General features: G+C 65.6%; 18 protein-coding genes. 13 read left to right on the forward strand and 5 right to left on the reverse strand.

Translation table 11 applies throughout. From position 1 onward, the window contains the following. Positions 1-149 precede the first annotated feature (149 nt). The 7 genes from FJT57_RS10375 to fer all read left to right on the forward strand — a co-directional run bounded on the left by FJT57_RS10375 (position 150) and on the right by fer (position 7,869). A complete protein-coding gene (locus FJT57_RS10375) occupies positions 150-1,334 on the forward strand; it encodes a pyridoxal-phosphate-dependent aminotransferase family protein (protein WP_144904883.1) in 1,185 nt (394 codons plus the stop codon). Positions 1,335-1,508: 174 nt separating this feature from the next. Next, complete coding sequence (locus FJT57_RS10380; protein WP_144904885.1) at positions 1,509-2,903, forward strand: O-acetylhomoserine aminocarboxypropyltransferase/cysteine synthase family protein; 1,395 nt, start codon at positions 1,509-1,511, stop codon at positions 2,901-2,903. After that, the gene (metX, locus tag FJT57_RS10385; RefSeq protein ID WP_144904886.1) at positions 2,900-4,150 is read left to right on the forward strand and encodes a homoserine O-acetyltransferase MetX; all 1,251 of its coding nucleotides are present in this window, start codon (positions 2,900-2,902) and stop codon (positions 4,148-4,150) included. The genes FJT57_RS10380 and metX overlap by 4 nt, the downstream gene beginning before the upstream one ends. Before the next feature lie 76 nt (positions 4,151-4,226). Next, positions 4,227-4,643: a hypothetical protein gene (locus FJT57_RS10390; RefSeq protein ID WP_144904895.1), complete on the forward strand. Its 417-nt coding sequence runs from the start codon at positions 4,227-4,229 to the stop codon at positions 4,641-4,643. A gap of 98 nt (positions 4,644-4,741) precedes the next feature. Beyond that, on the forward strand, positions 4,742-6,046 hold the full coding sequence (locus FJT57_RS10395; protein WP_144904897.1) for an O-acetylhomoserine aminocarboxypropyltransferase/cysteine synthase family protein: 1,305 nt from the start codon (positions 4,742-4,744) through the stop codon (positions 6,044-6,046). Positions 6,047-6,181: 135 nt separating this feature from the next. Further along, complete coding sequence (locus FJT57_RS10400) at positions 6,182-7,339, forward strand: inorganic phosphate transporter (RefSeq protein WP_144904899.1); 1,158 nt, start codon at positions 6,182-6,184, stop codon at positions 7,337-7,339. 140 nt (positions 7,340-7,479) lie between these two features. Further along, complete coding sequence (fer, locus tag FJT57_RS10405; protein ID WP_144904901.1) at positions 7,480-7,869, forward strand: ferredoxin Fer; 390 nt, start codon at positions 7,480-7,482, stop codon at positions 7,867-7,869. 186 nt (positions 7,870-8,055) lie between these two features. On the opposite strand, the gene FJT57_RS10410 is transcribed toward fer, so the two are convergent. Beyond that, positions 8,056-9,366 carry an amidohydrolase gene (locus FJT57_RS10410; protein WP_144904903.1) on the reverse strand — a complete coding sequence of 437 codons (1,311 nt, stop codon included), beginning with the start codon at positions 9,364-9,366 and terminating at the stop codon, positions 8,056-8,058. A gap of 249 nt (positions 9,367-9,615) precedes the next feature. Between FJT57_RS10410 and eif1A the strand changes: the two genes are divergently transcribed. The 3 genes from eif1A to FJT57_RS10425 all read left to right on the forward strand — a co-directional run bounded on the left by eif1A (position 9,616) and on the right by FJT57_RS10425 (position 11,425). After that, a complete protein-coding gene (gene eif1A / locus FJT57_RS10415) occupies positions 9,616-9,906 on the forward strand; it encodes a translation initiation factor eIF-1A (protein ID WP_144904905.1) in 291 nt (96 codons plus the stop codon). Further along, entirely contained in the window at positions 9,903-10,817 is a 915-nt protein-coding gene (gene rio1, locus FJT57_RS10420; RefSeq protein ID WP_144904907.1) for a serine/threonine-protein kinase Rio1, read from the forward strand. Before eif1A ends, rio1 begins: the two co-directional genes overlap by 4 nt. 65 nt (positions 10,818-10,882) lie before the next feature. Beyond that, entirely contained in the window at positions 10,883-11,425 is a 543-nt protein-coding gene (locus tag FJT57_RS10425) for a KH domain-containing protein (protein WP_144904909.1), read from the forward strand. A 17-nt stretch (positions 11,426-11,442) separates the two neighbouring features. On the opposite strand, the gene FJT57_RS10430 is transcribed toward FJT57_RS10425, so the two are convergent. Then, a complete protein-coding gene (locus FJT57_RS10430; RefSeq protein ID WP_144904911.1) occupies positions 11,443-12,216 on the reverse strand; it encodes a DICT sensory domain-containing protein in 774 nt (257 codons plus the stop codon). 201 nt (positions 12,217-12,417) lie between these two features. Between FJT57_RS10430 and thsA the strand changes: the two genes are divergently transcribed. Beyond that, positions 12,418-14,070, forward strand: coding sequence for a thermosome subunit alpha (gene thsA, locus FJT57_RS10435; protein ID WP_144905320.1), 1,653 nt, complete (start codon positions 12,418-12,420; stop codon positions 14,068-14,070). 441 nt (positions 14,071-14,511) lie between these two features. On the opposite strand, the gene FJT57_RS16670 is transcribed toward thsA, so the two are convergent. Both FJT57_RS16670 and FJT57_RS10440 read right to left on the reverse strand, forming a co-directional pair. Continuing rightward, a complete protein-coding gene (locus tag FJT57_RS16670) occupies positions 14,512-14,676 on the reverse strand; it encodes a DUF6757 family protein (protein ID WP_175454563.1) in 165 nt (54 codons plus the stop codon). Positions 14,677-14,743: 67 nt separating this feature from the next. After that, complete coding sequence (locus FJT57_RS10440) at positions 14,744-15,562, reverse strand: PHP domain-containing protein (protein ID WP_144904913.1); 819 nt, start codon at positions 15,560-15,562, stop codon at positions 14,744-14,746. A 155-nt stretch (positions 15,563-15,717) separates the two neighbouring features. Here FJT57_RS10440 and FJT57_RS10445 point away from each other — a divergent pair, with 155 nt between their 5' ends. Next, positions 15,718-16,002: a DUF5789 family protein gene (locus FJT57_RS10445; protein ID WP_144904915.1), complete on the forward strand. Its 285-nt coding sequence runs from the start codon at positions 15,718-15,720 to the stop codon at positions 16,000-16,002. Between the two features lie 43 nt (positions 16,003-16,045). Here the strand turns inward: FJT57_RS10445 and FJT57_RS10450 are convergent, their stop codons facing one another. Beyond that, positions 16,046-17,038, reverse strand: coding sequence for a DUF5784 family protein (locus FJT57_RS10450; RefSeq protein WP_144904917.1), 993 nt, complete (start codon positions 17,036-17,038; stop codon positions 16,046-16,048). A gap of 122 nt (positions 17,039-17,160) precedes the next feature. On the opposite strand from FJT57_RS10450, the gene FJT57_RS16675 reads away from it, so the two are divergent. After that, the gene (locus FJT57_RS16675; RefSeq protein WP_203229146.1) at positions 17,161-17,334 is read left to right on the forward strand and encodes a DUF5786 family protein; all 174 of its coding nucleotides are present in this window, start codon (positions 17,161-17,163) and stop codon (positions 17,332-17,334) included. Positions 17,335-17,346 lie beyond the last annotated feature (12 nt).

Raw genomic sequence — 17,346 nt, forward strand, 5'->3', positions numbered from 1 at the left:
GATGCAGGGCAGTTAGGTGCTTCGTCGGACGCCGGGGACGTGTCAGGGGGACGGAGACGGAGACGTCGAACTCGGGTGTACGCCGTCGAGCGCCCGCAACGTCGGCGGAAACCCGTATCGCTTATCCCTGCGGACCGCAATCGCCGCGTATGGAAGAGGACTTCCTTCTCCTCAACCCCGGTCCGGTGCCCATCACCGACGAGGTGTCGGCGGCGATGGACGAGCCGATGGTTTCGCACCGGTCCGCGGCGTTCGAGGCGGTCTATGAGCGTGCACAGGACGGTCTCGACTACATCTTCGAGCAGTCGACGCTCGACGGGTCCTCGACGGCGACCGCCGGGGGCGGAACCTCGCTCATCCTCAACGGAACGGCTTCGATGGGAATGGAGGCGTCCGTCGCCAACCTCGTCGGGGACGGGGGACACGTCGTCGCGCTCGTCAACGGGAAGTTCGGCCGACGCTTCGCGCGGATCGCCGAGCGCTACGCCGACGTCACGCGCGTCGAGGTCCCGTGGGGCGAGTCGATCCCGCTGGAGGACGTCCACGCCGTCGTCACCGAGGAGACCGACGTCGTGACGATGGTCCACAACGAGACGAGCACGGGGCTGCTGAACCCCGTCGCTGGCGTCGGCGAGGTCGCCGAGGCGTACGACGCGCACTTCGTCGTCGACGGCGTCACCTCCATCGGCGGCGACGCCTTCGCGCTCGACGCGTGGAACGTCGACATCGCGATCACCGACTCCCAGAAGGCGCTCGCGGCCCCGCCCGGAATCAGCGCGATGTACGTCACGAGCGAGGTCGAGGAACACCTCGACGGCGAGTCCGCGCCGTTCTATCAGGACCTCGAATGGCACCTCCGGAAGGCCGGGGATCACCAAACGCCCTTTACCAGCGCCGTGCCGCTGTTCCGCGCGATGGCCGTCGCCGTCGAGGACATCGTCGAGGAGACGATGCCGACCCGGATCGCCCGGCACCGCCGACAGGCCGCCGCGTTCCGCGCTGGTTTCACGTCGATGGGACTGGACCTCTTCGCCGCGCCGACGGGCGAGACGGAGCTATCGAACACCGTCACGGCCGTGGCGCTGCCGGGGGACGTCTCCGGCGACGACGCCGACGCGTTCTTCGACGGCGTCGACGCGAGAAACGTCAGCATCTCCGGTGGGCAGGGTCACCTTGGAGGGACGATCTTCCGCGTGAGCAATATGGGCGGCCTGCCCGACGAGGCCGTCCTCCGCGGTGTCCGGACGGTCGGCGAAGCGATGGCCGACGCGGGCGTCGACGTCGACGTCGAGGCCGGTCTGGAGGCCGCCGAAGACGAACTCGACGCCGAGTGAACCACGGCGCGAGCGACTGACCCCGACTCTGCAGTTTCTCTTCTCCGCCGGACGTCTCGACCGAGAGCGTTGCGACCGCAGTGTCGCATCCGAGCGAGAAATGATATCACGTGTCGCCGCGGGCCGTAACCGCTGGTTATAAGTCTGCGAACGAATATGCGTATTATACATAGTATGGTCGATGGCTTCCACACCCGGAGTCTGCACGCCGGTCAGGAGCCGGACGAGGCGACAGGCGCGCGAGCGCCGCCGATCTACCAGACGACTTCCTACGCTTTCGACGACGCCGACCACGCCGCCGATCTGTATGCGCTCGCGGCCGACGGCGACGTCTACTCGCGGATCTCGAACCCGACGACGCGGATTTTGGAGAACCGGCTCGCGGCGCTCGAAGGCGGCGTCGCGGCGGTCGCGACCGCGTCGGGGATGGCCGCGCTGGACTCGGCGACGAGCATTCTCGCGAGCGCGGGCGACAACGTCGTCGCCTCGTCGGATATGTACGGCGGGACGGCGACGTACCTCACGAAGATGGCGGCGCGCAGGGGCATCGACATCCGGGTCGTGGACACCCTCGACTACGATGAATACGGCGAGCAAATCGACGAGAACACCGCGTTCGTCCACGTCGAGACGATCGCGAACCCTTCGCTGAAGACCCCCGATTTCGAGCGCCTCGCCGAGGTCGCTCACGCCAACGCCGCGCCGCTCGTCGTCGACAACACCTTCGCGACCCCCTACCTCTGTCGGCCGCTCGAACACGGCGCCGACATCGTCTGGGAGTCGACGACGAAGTGGATTCACGGCTCGGGGACGACAATCGGCGGGATCCTCGTCGACGGCGGCACCTTCCCGTGGGAGCACGCCGACTACGACGAGCTTTCCGGAACGAACCCCGCGTTCGGCATCGACTTCGTCGAGCGCTACGGCGAGGCCGCGTTCGCGAACGCCGCCCGCCAGCGCGCGCTCCGGACGCTCGGCAACCAGCAGTCGCCCTTCGACGCGTGGCAGACGATCCAGGGGTTGGAGACGCTCCCGCTGCGGATGCAGCGACACTGCGAGAACGCCCGCGGGGTGGCGACATTCCTCGAAGCGCACGACGACGTCGCCTGGGTGTCGTATCCGGGCTTTGCGGAACACCCGACACACGAGAACGCGTGTCGGTACCTGGGATCCGGAGACCGGAGCGCCGACACGGGCGACGGCGAGTTCGGCGGAATGGTCACGTTCGGTCTCGCGGCGGGCTTCGAGGCGGCCAAGCGGACCTGCGAGGAGACCCAACTCGCCTCGTTCCTCGCGAACATCGGCGACGCGAAGACGCTCATCATTCATCCGGCGTCGACGACGCACGCCCAACTTTCGGAAGACGAACAGCGCGCCGCGGGGCTCTCCCCCGAGATGCTTCGCCTGTCGGTCGGCATTGAGGACGTCGACGACGTGATTTCCGACCTCGATCGGGCGATTCGAACGGCGAGCCGAAACGATTCGGAGGGGGAGAATCGGAACGGTTCGGAAGCGGCGAACCGGTACAGTTCGGAATCAGACACCGAAAACGGGGCTGAGACACGATGAAGGCCGACAGCGGCACGGTCGAGATCGGTCGTTTCGACTTCGCCTGCGGCGACGAGATCGAGAACCTCGAGGTCGCCTACGAGACCTACGGCGAGTTCGACGGGGACAGCGCGGAGCAAAGCTCCGCCAGCGACCGGGCGCAGTCCGGGAGCAACGCGGTCCTCGTCTGTCACGCGCTCACCGGCAGCCAGAACGTCGCGGGCTACGGCTCCGAGACGGCCGGACAGGCCCGCGCGTGGTGGAACGACATCGTGGGACCGGGAAAAGCGATCGACACCAACGAGTACTACGTCGTCTGTGCGAACATCCCCGGATCGTGCTACGGGACGACGGGTCCCGCCTCGGAGGACCCCGAGGGCGAGATCTACGGCACGGACTTCCCGCCGGTCACCGTCGGCGACTGGACGCGCGCGCAGCGACTCCTCCTCGACGAACTCGGCGTCGGCCGCCTCCACGCGGTCGTCGGCGGCAGCGTCGGCGGGATGAACGCGCTCGACTGGGCGAAGCGCTATCCGGACGACGTCCATCGCGTCGTCTCCGTCGCATCGGCCGCTCGGCTCGACGCGCAGTGTCTGGCGCTCGACGCCATCGCGCGCCGATCGATCACGACCGATCCGAACTGGAACGGCGGGAACTACTACGACCAAGAGAACCCACCGACCGACGGCCTCGCGCTCGCCCGCCAGATCGGCCACGTGATGTACCTCTCGAAGACCTCGATGGAGCAGAAGTTCGGCCGCCGGGCCGCCGGTCGCGACGCCCGCCGGGACTCGTTCCCCTCGGATCCCGCGGCGGCGTTCTTCCCGTACCGCGACGTCGAGTCGTACCTCGACTACCAGGCCGAGAAGTTCGTCGACCGCTTCGACGCGAACTCGTATCTGTACCTCACCCGCGCGATGGACGACTACGACCTCGCGGAGGGCTACGAGGACGACGCCCGCGCGCTCGCGGCCTACGAGGGCGAGGCGCTGTTGCTCTCTTTCACCGGCGACTGGCACTTCACCACCCAGCAGTCCGAATCGCTCGCGAGCGCGTTCCGCGCGAACGACGTCCCGGTGGCCCACCACGTCATCGAGTCGGACCACGGCCACGACGCCTTCCTCGTGGCACCGGAGAAGGTCGGCCCGCCGCTCCGGGACTTCATCGACGCGGGCGTCGAAGGACGCGCCGTTCACGACACCGACGACCCCGACCCCGACACCGGCAACGACTTCGCGCCCGTGCACGCGTCCCTGTTCAGTCAGTGAGGGCGTGCGTTCGTGCCGCTCCACGGAGAGCGCGCAAACCCGAACACACTTTTCGATCCGCCCCGTCCGCTGGCGTATGTCTCCCGCCGACCTCCTGGCACGACTCGTCGGTCTCGCGGTCGCCATCGCGGGCGGCGCGCTCGCGTGGGTCAGCCTGTTCGCGCCGCTCGCGTTCCGCGACGGTGCTCGCGGCGTCGATCTCCTCGCGTCGGGCGCGGTGGTGAGCGTCGCTTCCGCGGGCGCACTCGTCGGAGCGGTCTTCGTCCTCGGCGGCGTCGCCGTCCTCCTCGGGCGGGGGCGCTCGCTCGCTGTATCCGTCGGTGGCGTCGTCCTCGTCTGTGTCGTCGCGGTCCTCGCACTCGGTGTCGACGGCGCACTCGGACAACCCGTTGCGGCTGGCGGCGTCGGAAACGTCGGCATACTCGGCGTCGGCATCGTCGCGCTCGGACTGTTGTTCGCGGGCGCGTGGATCGGCGACCGATCGGTCCCCTGAGCGGCCCCTGTTCGAACGTTTCTGGATGTCCGTCGCAGATAGCGGCGGAATTTGCTCACGTCACGTCGGTTAGGCCGTTCCTCTGAGAAGGCCCGTGTATGTCAGACGAAGAAAACGACACGCCGCTCGGATTCGGGACGCGAAGCCTCCACGCGGGGCAGGAACCCGATTCGGCGACCGGAGCGCGCGCACCGCCGATCTATCAGACGACCTCGTACGTCTTCGACGACGCGGAGGACGCGGCCGGGCAGTTTGCACTGGAAAAGGAGGGGTTCATCTACAGTCGACTGATGAATCCGACGGTCGCGACGCTGCAGGAGCGACTCGCGTCGCTCGAAGGCGGGATCGGCGCGGCGGCGACGTCGTCGGGGATGGCCGCGCTCGACCTCGCGACGTTCCTCCTGGCCTCGGCTGGGGACAACATTGTCACGGCGTCGTCGCTGTACGGCGGCACATACACGTACTTCACGCACACTGTCGAGCGCCGCGGCGTCACGACCAAGTTTGTCGACACGCTCGATTACGAGGCGTACGAGGAAGCGATCGACGAGGACACCGCCTACGTTCACTTCGAGACGATCGGCAATCCGGCGCTCGTCACGCCCGACATCCAGCGGATCGCCGACATCGCGCACGAGCACGACGCTCCGCTGCTCGTCGACAACACGTTCGCGACGCCCTATCTCTGTCGGCCGATCGAGCACGGCGCCGACCTGGTGTGGGACTCCACGACGAAGTGGATCCACGGCGCCGGGACGACGATCGGCGGTGTCCTCGTCGACGGGGGCTCGTTCCCCTGGAGCGAACACGCCGAAAAGTATCCGGAAATCGGCGCGTCGAACCCCGCTTACCACGGCGTCAATTTCTCCGAGCGCTTTGGCGACGCGGCGTTCACGTACGCGGCCATCGCGCGCGGCCTGCGCGACCTCGGGAACGCCCAATCGCCGTTCGACGCGTGGAACACCATCGAGAAACTCGAGTCGCTGCCGATGCGGATGGATCGGCACTGCGAGAACGCGATGGCCGTCGCGGAGTTCCTCGAAGACCACGACGCCGTCTCGTGGATCAACTACCCCGGCCTGGAGAGCCACGAGACCCACGAAGAGGCAAGCGAGTACCTCGACGGCGGCTACGGCGGGATGATCACCTTCGGTCTCGAAGCGGGGTACGACGCCGCCCGCGACACCGTCGATAACGTCGAACTCGCCTCGTTGCTCGCGAACGTCGGCGACGCGAAGACGCTCGTGATCCATCCGGCGTCGACGACGCACCAGCAGCTCACCGAAGCGGAACAGGAAGCGGCGGGCGTGACGCCCGATATGGTTCGCCTGTCGGTCGGCATCGAGGACGTCGGCGACATCATCGCCGACCTGGAGCAGGCGATCGAATCGGCGACGAACTGAGTTGCGGGACGGGCGGGCGGTGGCTCACCGTCACTATCGCTCTCACCCCTGATCTTACATTCCTCCGGATCGGCATTCGTGCCGACGCTGCGCTAATAGTGACGCTTTTTTCCCGGTATGGTAAACGGTTCACCCGTGGTCGAAACACTCCTCGTCGTCGGCCTGCTGGTGGCGGTCTTCGTCGGGTTCAACATCGGCGGCTCCTCGACCGGCGTCGCCTTCGGCCCGGCGGTGGGGAGCGACCTCGTCTCGAAACTGGCCGCGGCGGCGCTGATGACCGCGTTCGCGCTCTTGGGCGCGTGGACCGCCGGGCGGGAGGTCATCGCGACGATGGGCGGTCGGATCGTCCCGCAGAGCGAGTTCACGCTCGCCGCGAGCGTGGCCGTCCTCTTCTTCGTCGGCCTCGCGCTGCTCGTCTCGAACACCTTCGGCGTCCCGGCGTCGACGTCGATGACCGCCGTCGGCTCTATCGCCGGGCTCGGCATCGCCTCCGGGACGCTGAACGAGGCGGTGATGCTCGAAATCATCTCGTGGTGGATCGTCGCCCCGGTGATCGCCTTCTGGATCTGCGCGGTGATCGGCCGTTACGTCTACCCGCACCTCGATGCGAGGTTGAAACTCGACCGCTCTCCGGGTCCGATCGTCGTCTTCGACCGCGAGGGCGCGGTCCCGCGCCCTCGACTCGGTCCGAACACGACGCCCAGAGAGCTCGGTAGCGTCGTGCTCGTCGTCGTCATCGCCTGTTATATGGCCTACTCGGCGGGTGCGTCGAACGCGGCGAACGCCGTCGCTCCATTGGTCGGCAACGGGGCGGTGTCGATGAACGGCGGGATCTTTCTGGCCGCCGGTGCGATCGGACTCGGCGCCTTCACCATCGCCAGACGGACGCTCGACACGGTCGGAAACGACCTCACGGAGCTGCCGATTTTGGCCGCGCTCGTCGTCGAAACGGTGTCGGCGTCGCTGATCACGATGCTCTCGTATCTGGGTATCCCGGCGAGCCTGGCGGTCTCAGCGACGATGTGCATCGTCGGATTGGGGTGGGGAAGGGCGACGCGGACGGTCACTATCGGGGAAGCCATCGGCGGCAACGCGCCGGAGATGTCCGTGGACGCGTTGACGACGGAAACCAGCGAGACGGTCCCCCGCGTCGGCGAGGAATCCGCGCGGGACCTCGGCGGAACGGATCTGTTCGATCCCGGGACGACCGGTCGCGTGATCTTCTTTTGGCTCCTCACGCCCAGTCTGTCGGCCGTCGCCTCCTATCTGCTCTTTGCGACGACCGCTCTTTGAGTCCCCTGAAGAATCGACGGACCATCTTTCGCATTGTAGCGTGGTTTCGGCCGAAACCAGACAGTCATTTGGTAGTAATCGGCTCACGAGGGGGAACTGAACAGCAAAGTCTAATGGGATGGCATACAAATCGGATGCTGATGCCTACCGTAGAATACCTCAATTACGAAGTGCTGGATGACCAGGGCTGGGATATGGACGACGACGACCTCTTCGAGAAGGCCTCGGACGCCGGACTCGACGACGAGGATTACGGTTCCCTCGAAGTCAACCAGGGCGAGTATATCCTCGAAGCCGCCGAGGCGCAGGGCTACGACTGGCCCTTCTCGTGCCGCGCCGGTGCCTGTGCGAACTGCGCGGCGATCCTCACAGAGGGCGAGATCGATATGGATATGCAGCAGATCCTCTCCGACGAGGAAGTCGAAGAGAAAAACGTCCGCCTGACCTGCATCGGGTCGCCGGCGGCCGACGAGGTGCAGATCGTCTACAACGCGAAGCACCTGGACTACCTCCAGAACCGCGTCATCTAACAACCGGCGTACGCCGCCGGTTAGCTTCTCGTATCGCTGCGGATTCGATCAGAAACTTGTTGGGATATCATCCCGATTCCCGGATACTCATCCGTTAGGTGGCCTCGATCCTCGGTCTCTTTGCGTTGATTCTCAGTCTCCCCGATTTGATGAGGAATCTTTCGGGGGAGAGCGCCGCGCCGTCAGCTATCGCTCCGCGCGAGCGACGAGGTCGACAGCGCGCTGTCGCGCCGTCTCGACGACCGCCCGTTCGTCGAGGGTGAGTACCTCCCGATCACGCATCAAAATCTGTCCGTCGCAGACCGTGTGCCGGACGTCGGAGCCGCGGACGGCGTACGCGAGGTGACTGACGAGGTCGTGGGCGGGTGCGAGGTGCGGGGCGTCGAGGTCGACGACCGCGAGGTCCGCGGCGGCACCGACTTCGACCCGTCCACCGGGAAGTGACAGCGCCGCCGCGCCGCCCTGCGTCGCCATATTCACCGCCGCTTCGGCGGGCACCGCCGACGCGTCGTCAGCGCCGAGCTTACCGATCATCGCGGCGTCCCGGAGTTCGTCGAACAGGTCGAGGTCGTTGTTCGAGGCGGCCCCGTCGGTGCCGAGACCGACGGTCACGCCAGCGTCGAGCAGCTTCTGCACGGGCGCGATTCCCGAGGCGAGCTTCATATTCGACGCCGGACAGTGGACGACTGCGGTCCCGCGCTCGGCGAGGAGGTCGATCTCGCTGTCGTCGACGTGGACGCCGTGCGCGAGAAAGTCGACCTCCGAGAGCAGGCCGATATCGTCTGCGTACGCGAGCGGTCGCTCCGAGCGGTCCTCGACGATCGGATCTACCTCGTCGCGCGTCTCGTTCGCGTGCGTGTGTACCGGAATCCCGTCCTCGCGTGCCGCAGCGACTGCCTCGCGAAGGAGCGTCTCGTCGACCGTCGTCAGGGAGTGCGGCATCACGGCTGTCCGGATCCGCCCGTCCGCTGCGCCGTCGTACTCCCGAGCGACGTCGAGACTCTCCTCGACGTCCGCGCGAGCGGCGTCTTCGTCCTTGCCGACCGTGACGACGCCGTGACCGACGCGGGCGCGCATCCCCGCTCGATCGACGGCCTCGACGATTTCGGGCACGTGGAAGTACATATCCGCGAACGTCGTCGTTCCCGAGCGAATCATCTCGAGGAGCCCGAGCTCCGTCCCGGCGCGAACGTCTTCGGCGGTGAGTTCGGCCTCCGCGGGCCAGATGTCCTCTCGGAGCCACGCGTCCAGCGGTTTGTCGTCGGCGTACCCGCGGAGCAACGTCATCGCGACGTGCGTGTGCGCGTTCACGAGGCCGGGCATCACGAGACCCCCGGAGGCGTCGAGCGTCCCGCCGATGTCGTACTCGGCCGCGAGGTCCGGTCCAATCGCCTCGATTCGGCCTCCGTCGCGATCGATCAGCACGTCCGCATCCGTGAGCGTGGCGTCCGGACGCAACACCCGGCCGCCGGAGACGAGCAGCGTGTCAGTAGCCATGTCGGCCGCTACCGAGGGGACGCCTATGAGCGTGTCGTCTGGTGGACGGCGGACCGCTCGTGATCGGTTGGGGGCGGGCGGCACGAATCGGGATGTACCGAGTGGCAGGAATCAGAACGTACCAAGCCACAGGAATCAGAACGTACCAAGCCGCAGGAACTGGAACGTACCAAGCCGCGGGAACCGGAGCGTACGGGCGTTTCGTCGGCTCTCGCAGAACTTAAACCGGGGCGCGACGAACGCAGGTCTATGAGCGACGACGAGAACGGGGGGCGACGTGACCTCCGGATGCCCGACGACGACGAGGTGTTCGCCGTCGTCACGGACATGCTCGGAGCGAACCGCGTGAAAGTCCGGTGTGCCGACGGCGTCGAACGCACCGTGCGAATCCCCGGTCGGATGCAAAAGCGCATCTGGATCCGCGAGGACGACGTGGTGCTCGTCGAACCGTGGGACTGGCAGGACGAGAAGGGCGACATCACCTGGCGCTACGAGAAATCCGAGGCCGACCAGCTACGCGAAGAAGGACACATTCAGTGATAGACTCCGACGAGTACGGCTTTTTGGCGACCGACGACGAAAACGCCCCCGGCGACGAGTGGGAAGAGATCGACGTCTCCGACACCGAGGCCGATCGAATCGCGCGTCGTCGGGACCGCGAGTTCGACGAGTTTCGCAAGCGGCTGAAAGACGCCGATCAGTTCAAAGTCGAACAGTCGGTTTTCGACGACGCCACGTTCGCGGCGATCTACAAACTCGTCCAGGACGGTCACATCGAGGCCTTCGGCGGGCCGATCTCGACCGGCAAAGAGGCGAACGTCTACGAGGCGCTCGGCAGCGAGGACGACAGCGAGCGGGACGTCGCCGTCAAAATTTATCGGATCAACGCCTCGAACTTCCGGCAGATGCGGGAGTATCTGGAGGGGGATCCCAGATTCGAGGGGATCGGCAACGACAAGAAGCAGGTCGTGCTCGCGTGGACGCAAAAGGAGTTCGCGAACCTCAGCCGAGCCCGACAGGCGGGCGTCCGCGTCCCCGAACCGATCGCCGTCGAGCGTAACGTCCTCGTGATGGAACTCGTCGGCCTCGTCGAGGACAGAGCGCGCAGGCTGGCCGAAGTCGAGGTGGAAAACCCCGAGACGGCCTACGAGGTCGTCCGCGAGTATATGCGTCGCCTCCACGCCGCAGGGCTCGTCCACGGCGACCTCTCGGAGTACAATATGATCATCCACGACGGCGAACTCGTCGTGATCGACCTCGGCCAGGCGGTGACCGTCCACCACCCGAACGCCGAGGAGTTTCTCCGCCGCGACTGCCGCAACGTGGCCGCGTTCTTCGGCCGCCAGGGCCTCGAAGTAACGAGCGAGGAGTTGTACGAGTTCGTCACTGCGGTCGAAGCGGATCCGAGCGGAACGCCCGATCGGGATGACGGCACCGGCCCGGAGACGTAACGCCGCGTGCTGTGGAACCGTCTCACGAACAAACGCTTAAACGGCTCCACCGGGTATTCGGCCGTATGAAACACGTGAAGGTCCCGCAGGACCGCATCGGCGTCCTCATCGGCGAGGGCGGTGAGACGATGCGCGAGATCGAATCGCGGGCCGAGGTTCGCCTCGACATCGACTCCGAGAGCGGGTCGGTCGCGATCGACGACGTCGGCGATCCCGTCAGCGGAATGATCGCCCCCGACATCGTCCGGGCGATCGGACGGGGATTCACGCCCGAGTCGGCGCTGTCGCTGCTCGACGGTGAGCTCCGGACGTTCGAACTCGTCGACCTCGAATCGCACACCCGAAACAAGAACGACCTCAAGCGACAGAAGGGACGGCTCATCGGCGAAAACGGCCGAACCAGAGAGCTGATGGAAGAGCTCACGGGCGCGGAAGTCGTCATCAAGGGAACGACCCTCGGCGTCATCGGACAGCCGGAGGAGGTCGAGGCCGTCCGTCGCGCCGTCGGGATGATCCTCGACGGCGCGCCGCACGGCGCGGTGTACTCGTTCCTCGAACGCAAGCACAACGAACTCACGAAGGGGTTCGACGTGCGTCAGTCCGGTTGAAACGGAGACAAACGGAGCTATTCTGCGCCGTACTCGGCGGAAAGGTACGCTGCAACCCGCCGGGCGGCCTCGGTGTCGATCACCCAGATCCCGTCCCACTCGACGTTGTCGTCGGTGAACGCAATGAGTGCCGCGCCGGTCGCATCGGAGTCTGTCGGGGGAGCGAACACGACGAACCAGCCGCTGCGGAGTTCCGCTACGTCTTGGTTGTGCACGGTGACGTCGTGTGACGAGAGGGCGTCCGCGTCACCGATTCCGTACACGTGGACGTCGAGGTCGGTCTCCGAGAGCGTCTCGTAGGCGCGCTCGGTTCCGCGTTCGTCGACGATCCGCGACAGTCGCTGAAACCCCGTGTGGAGTTCGCCCTCGCCGTGGCGAAGCGCCTTCGCCTCGATATACCTGGAAATTTCGATGAGGAGGAGTTTCCCTTTGGTTCCGGCGGGATAGCCCCGTACGCTGAATTTGATCCCTTCGAGATCGCGGATCACGGCGGGCGTCTCCACCGCTTTCAGCGGCCGAGAACCGGTGATATAGAGGTCCGAATTGACCGCGAGTACCGAATCGCGGACGTCGCTGAACGCCGACTGGGAAACGACCGTGCCGTCGCGCCGAAGTTCGACGACGTCCGAATCCGAGAGGACCCGAGCGGCTTCCGAGACGTCGACAGTCTGCTCCTCGAAGAGCGAATTCACCATTCGGGCGATCATCGGGGGCTGTTCGCTGTTGACGATCGAGAGGGAGGTTTCCGCGTCTCCCTCGGCGAACTCGTCGATGAACTCCCGAAGTTCCATCGCCCGAAACATCGCCATTCGGCGTAATAGACCTTTACACACTCGTGGGACAAAACAATATATAAACAGATACTGTGAGAGATGTTAACACCCACATTCGGGAGCATATACCGCTTTTCGATGCCGCTTGCGATGCCTTTTTATAGAATCACAAACAATCATTGGGTGATTATGTCTCAGCGAATGCAGCAGGGTCAGCCGATGATCATTCTGGGCGAAGACTCCCAGCGCACGCAGGGTAAGGACGCACAATCGATGAACATCTCGGCGGGGAAAGCGGTCGCCGAGTCCGTCCGGACCACACTGGGTCCGAAAGGGATGGACAAGATGCTCGTCGACTCCACCGGATCGGTCGTCGTCACCAACGACGGCGTAACGATCCTCAAGGAGATGGACATCGATCACCCCGCGGCGAACATGATCGTCGAAGTGAGCGAGACGCAGGAGGACGAGGTCGGCGACGGCACCACGACCGCCGTCGTCGTCGCCGGTGAACTCCTCGATCAGGCCGAGGAACTCATCGAGCAGGACGTCCACGCGACCACCATCGCGCAGGGGTACCGACAGGCCGCGGAGAAGGCCAAGGAGATTCTCGAGGAGAACGCCATCGAAGTCGGCGAGGAAGACCGCGACACGCTCGTCAAGATCGCCGAAACGGCGATGACTGGTAAGGGCGCGGAGTCCTCGAAGGACCTGCTCGCCGAACTCGTCGTCGACGCCGTGCTGGCCGTCGCCGACGACGAGGGCATCGACACGGACAACGTCTCCGTCGAGAAGGTTGTCGGCGGCTCGATCGATAACTCCGAGCTCGTCGAGGGCGTCATCGTGGACAAAGAGCGCGTCCACGAGAATATGCCCTTCGGCGTCGAGGACGCCAACGTCGCGCTGTTCGACGGCGCCCTCGAAGTCCGCGAGACCGAGATCGACGCGGAAGTCAACGTCACCGACCCCGACCAGCTTCAGCAGTTCCTCGACCAGGAAGAGGCCCAGCTGAAGGAGATGGTCGACCAGCTCGTCGACGTCGGCGCCGACGTCGTCTTCGTCGGTGACGGCATCGACGACATGGCCCAGCACTACCTCGCGAAGGAGGGCATCCTCGCGGTTCGCCGCGCGAAGTCCTCCGACCTGAAGCGTCTCGCCCGCGCGACCGGCGGCAACGTCGTCGGCTCGCTCGACGACATCGAGGCCGACGACCTCGGCTTCGCCGGCTCCGTCGCCCAGAAGGACATCGGCGGCGACGAGCGCATCTTCGTCGAGGACGTCGAGGACGCGAAGTCCGTCACGCTCATCCTCCGCGGCGGCACCGAGCACGTCGTCGACGAGCTCGAACGCGCCATCGAGGACTCCCTCGGCGTCGTGCGCACGACGCTCGAAGACGGTCAGGTCCTGCCCGGCGGCGGCGCGAGCGAGACCGAACTCTCGATGCGGCTCGGCGAGTTCGCCAGCTCCGTCGGCGGCCGCGAGCAGCTCGCGATCGAGGCGTTCACCGAGGCACTCGACATCATCCCGCGCACGCTCGCCGAGAACGCCGGTCTCGACCCCATCGAGTCGCTCGTCAACCTCCGCAAGGAGCACTCCGACGGCGACATCTCCGCGGGTCTGGACGCCTACACCGGCGACATCGTCAATATGCAGGACGACGGCGTCGTCGAACCCCTCCGCGTGAAGACGCAGGCCATCGAATCCGCCACCGAGGCGGCCGTGATGATCCTCCGCATCGACGACGTCATCGCCGCTGGCGACCTCAAGGGCGGCGGCAGCGACGACGGCGGCGACGAGGGCGGCGCGCCCGGCGGCGCACCCGGCGGAATGGGTGGCATGGGCGGTATGGGCGGTATGGGCGGCGCAATGTAAGCGCGGCTCCGAACACGCCACACCACACCCACCCCAGTTCCGCACGAACCGCGCGCCGAACGCCTGCGACGAGCCGAATTTTTTCGTATGCGAGAGAACACGCCTACTAGCGGAGAGCTTCACACCTACTAGCGGAGAGAGAGAGTAGTCCCACTAGCGCGGAGAATAACCCCGCTAGCGCAGGGAATCGCCCCGCTAGGGCGTCGCTGTCGAAGGAGGGACTCCCCCAGCTAACGAAGTGAATTTGTGTCCCGGCTGCGAACGGCAACTGATGGGAGAGCGAGCCTGTTACCGCGAGTTCTGTCCCGACTGCGACGCGTCGGTGACGATTCTCGATACGCAGTGTCCGGACTGTGGAACGTCGTTACGTGAAGATCGGTAGTGAGATCAGACGGGACGAGTCGCGGTTTCGCAGCGATCGAACGGGTCCGTCGTCGCGAGCTATTCGGTTCGGTCGATATCGATCTGCTCGCGGATCGCCGCCAACTCCTCGGAGTCGGCGAGTGCCTCGACCTGCGTCCGGAAGTGCCGCTCGCAGAGGCCGACCTTGATACCGTCTTTCTCCGCAGCGTACGCCGCGTCCCGGTCACAGTAGTGGCACTTCATACACGTCCCATACGTTCTCACTGCGGTTTAAGTCTACGCTCGCGGCTATCTCCACCGAGAATCGGGATCAGACGGTCGGCAGACGGGAGGCGAACGGTTCGAACGCGGCTGGTGACGGTCCGTCGACGCCGAGCGTCCGACCGTGGGCGTCCGTCCCACCCGTTCGCAGTAGGTCCGCTTCCTCGGCGACCGCGTCGACCAGCGCGCGGTCTTCGACCTCGGCGCTGGCCCCGGAGTACGGATAGAACCGTTCGACTGCGTCGAGTTCACGAGCGCGTTGGAGTGCTGCTTCGGGATCCGACGAGCGGAACGGGTGCGCGAGCGCAACGACGGCGCAGGACTCCCCGAGGACGTCCGCGCCCTCGGAGAACGATGGGACGTAGCGCTCGACGTAACACGGGCATCCGTTGCCGATCAACTGATCGAACGCCGCATCGAAGTCATAGGGGGCGTCGCTCTCGGCGATGGCGCGGGCGATGTTCGGCCGTCCGATTCCGTCCGTCAATTTGATATCGAGATCGACGCCGAGGCGGTCCTCGACGCGGTCGACGATCTCCGCCCCGCGCCGCTTGCGGTTCTCTTGGATGCGTCTCGTCACCGCTTCGATGCCGTCTGTCGCCTCCAGGCCGTAGCCCAGAAGGTCGAGGCGCTGATCGCCAGCGTCGACGCGGAGCTCGATACCGCGGATGACCGTCACCCCATCGAGCCGCTGCACCGGCGCGTCGAGTTCGGGATGGATCCGGTCGTGGTCCGTCACGGCGACGACGTCGACGCCGCCGGTACGGGCTGCGTCCGCGAGTTCCGCGACCGTGAGAACGCCGTCGGACGCGGTGGTGTGGACGTGGAGATCGGCCGCGGGCGCGTCGCCGTCGCGTTCCCGAGTCACGGCTCTACATCCGCTGCGACGTCTCAAAGCCCTTGCGACCGTGCCAACAGTTCCCGTGACACAGTTCGACAATTAATGATCATTAAGGAATTTAGCGTGTACATATTCCATCATAGAAAACCATTAAGAATTTGGGGCACATACTCACGGATGCAATGCGCTTGAACCACACTGGCGAGCTCATCGACGCTCACGAGTTCCCGGCGACGACCGAGGAACTCATCGAGGCGTACGGCGATCAGACTATCGAACTCCCCAACGGGACGGCCCGCCTCGGAGACGTACTCGCCCGTGCCGGTTCAGAAACCTACGTCAACGCCGACGACGCGCACTCGGCGCTGCTGTGCGGCCTCGGTCACGAGGCCATCGGTCGGCGGTACTACAGCGACCGCGACGCCTACGCGATGGGCGAGGACGGTCCCGAGCAGGTCTCGTTCTGAGAGACAGCGGCTCAGAACGGCGTTTTTCAAAGTCGGATAGTGACTAGAACGGCAGCGTGAGCGGAACGCTTCCCTTCGTGTACCCCTCGACCCGCCCGTCCGGTCGGAGTCGGAAGACGACCGCCGGACGGTGATGAACCTCCGGCTTCTCGGCGATGACGGACTGCCACTCGTCGTCGGGGAACGACGAGCAGTCGACGAAGAGGGTAACGCCGCCGCCGTGTTCCTCTAGCTGTCCGTCGGACTTCGTCGCCGCCGTGTCGCGGACGGCTGCGACCGGCGTTCCGGCGCGTCGCTCTCCCGTCGGCGTCGGGCGCGTCACCTCGACGAGCACGGCCTCGCTGTCCTGTCCCTCTGCGCGGTAGTCGATGGCGTGTCCGGTCGAAACCTCGATCTCCGGCTCGATCTCGTAGCCCGCCTCCACGAGCACGTGGGCGACGTTGAACTCGCCCATCGCGGCGGTCATCCGCGTGAGATCCAGATACTCCGAGGTACCCAGTTTCCCGGCCATCACCTCGCGCCACGGGTCGAGCACCCGGGTCCGGAAGAACGTCTCGTAGAATTCGAGCGCCTCCTCGCGGGTCGCGTCAGGGAACCCCGCGGCGTGTTCGTCGAAGAACGCCAGCGTGGTCTCGCGACCGTCTTTCGAGAGGAAGACCGGCAGAAAGTACCACGAGAGGTGCGGGTACGGTTTCAACCACGGGCTCTCATCGTGGAGTTGGGCGGTCAGTTCGCGCGTCGCCCACCGCGAGACGTCGTCGGGAATGTCCTCGAAGCTGTACTTCTCAGTGCGCCAGAGCGCCTCCGGTGTCTCGGTGTTCCCGAGCCAGTAGGCCTCATCGTCGTTCCACAGAAAGAGCGCGACGTCGCCGTTATCCATCTCGAAGCGCTCGCCGCGGTAGCGAGCGGGCTGTTTGAACCACGGACGGCGACGTGTCGCGCCGAGATTGCGGTCTAAATCGCGGTAGATCTGGCCGACCACCCGGTCTTCGGTCCAGCGACCGGGCGCGTGTCGAAAGCGAAGCGGACGTGCCACACGCGCCAGTAGCGCGGCCGTCGGTTTATACTGTCGCCTGATCGATCGCCAATCCGACGCCCGTTTCGGGCCGGGACCGGCGATACATATATGTGGGTACCACTCACACGGTAGGTTGTACCATGTCGATGGGCGCATACGACGACGACGAACACGAGCGTCGTGAGCGGAAGAACGGGACGGTCGATACGGACTTTTCGGACGACAGAAACGTGTATCGAGGGTCTATCGAATACGACTCGGGCGACTCCACGGAGGCGCTCCTCGACCAGTTCAAGCGAATGCAGGGAGAGTAGCCTTTTTTGACC

It is taken from the genome of Halobellus captivus (assembly GCF_007655485.1).
In the GTDB taxonomy this organism is placed as follows: Archaea; Halobacteriota; Halobacteria; order Halobacteriales; family Haloferacaceae; genus Haloquadratum; species Haloquadratum captivum.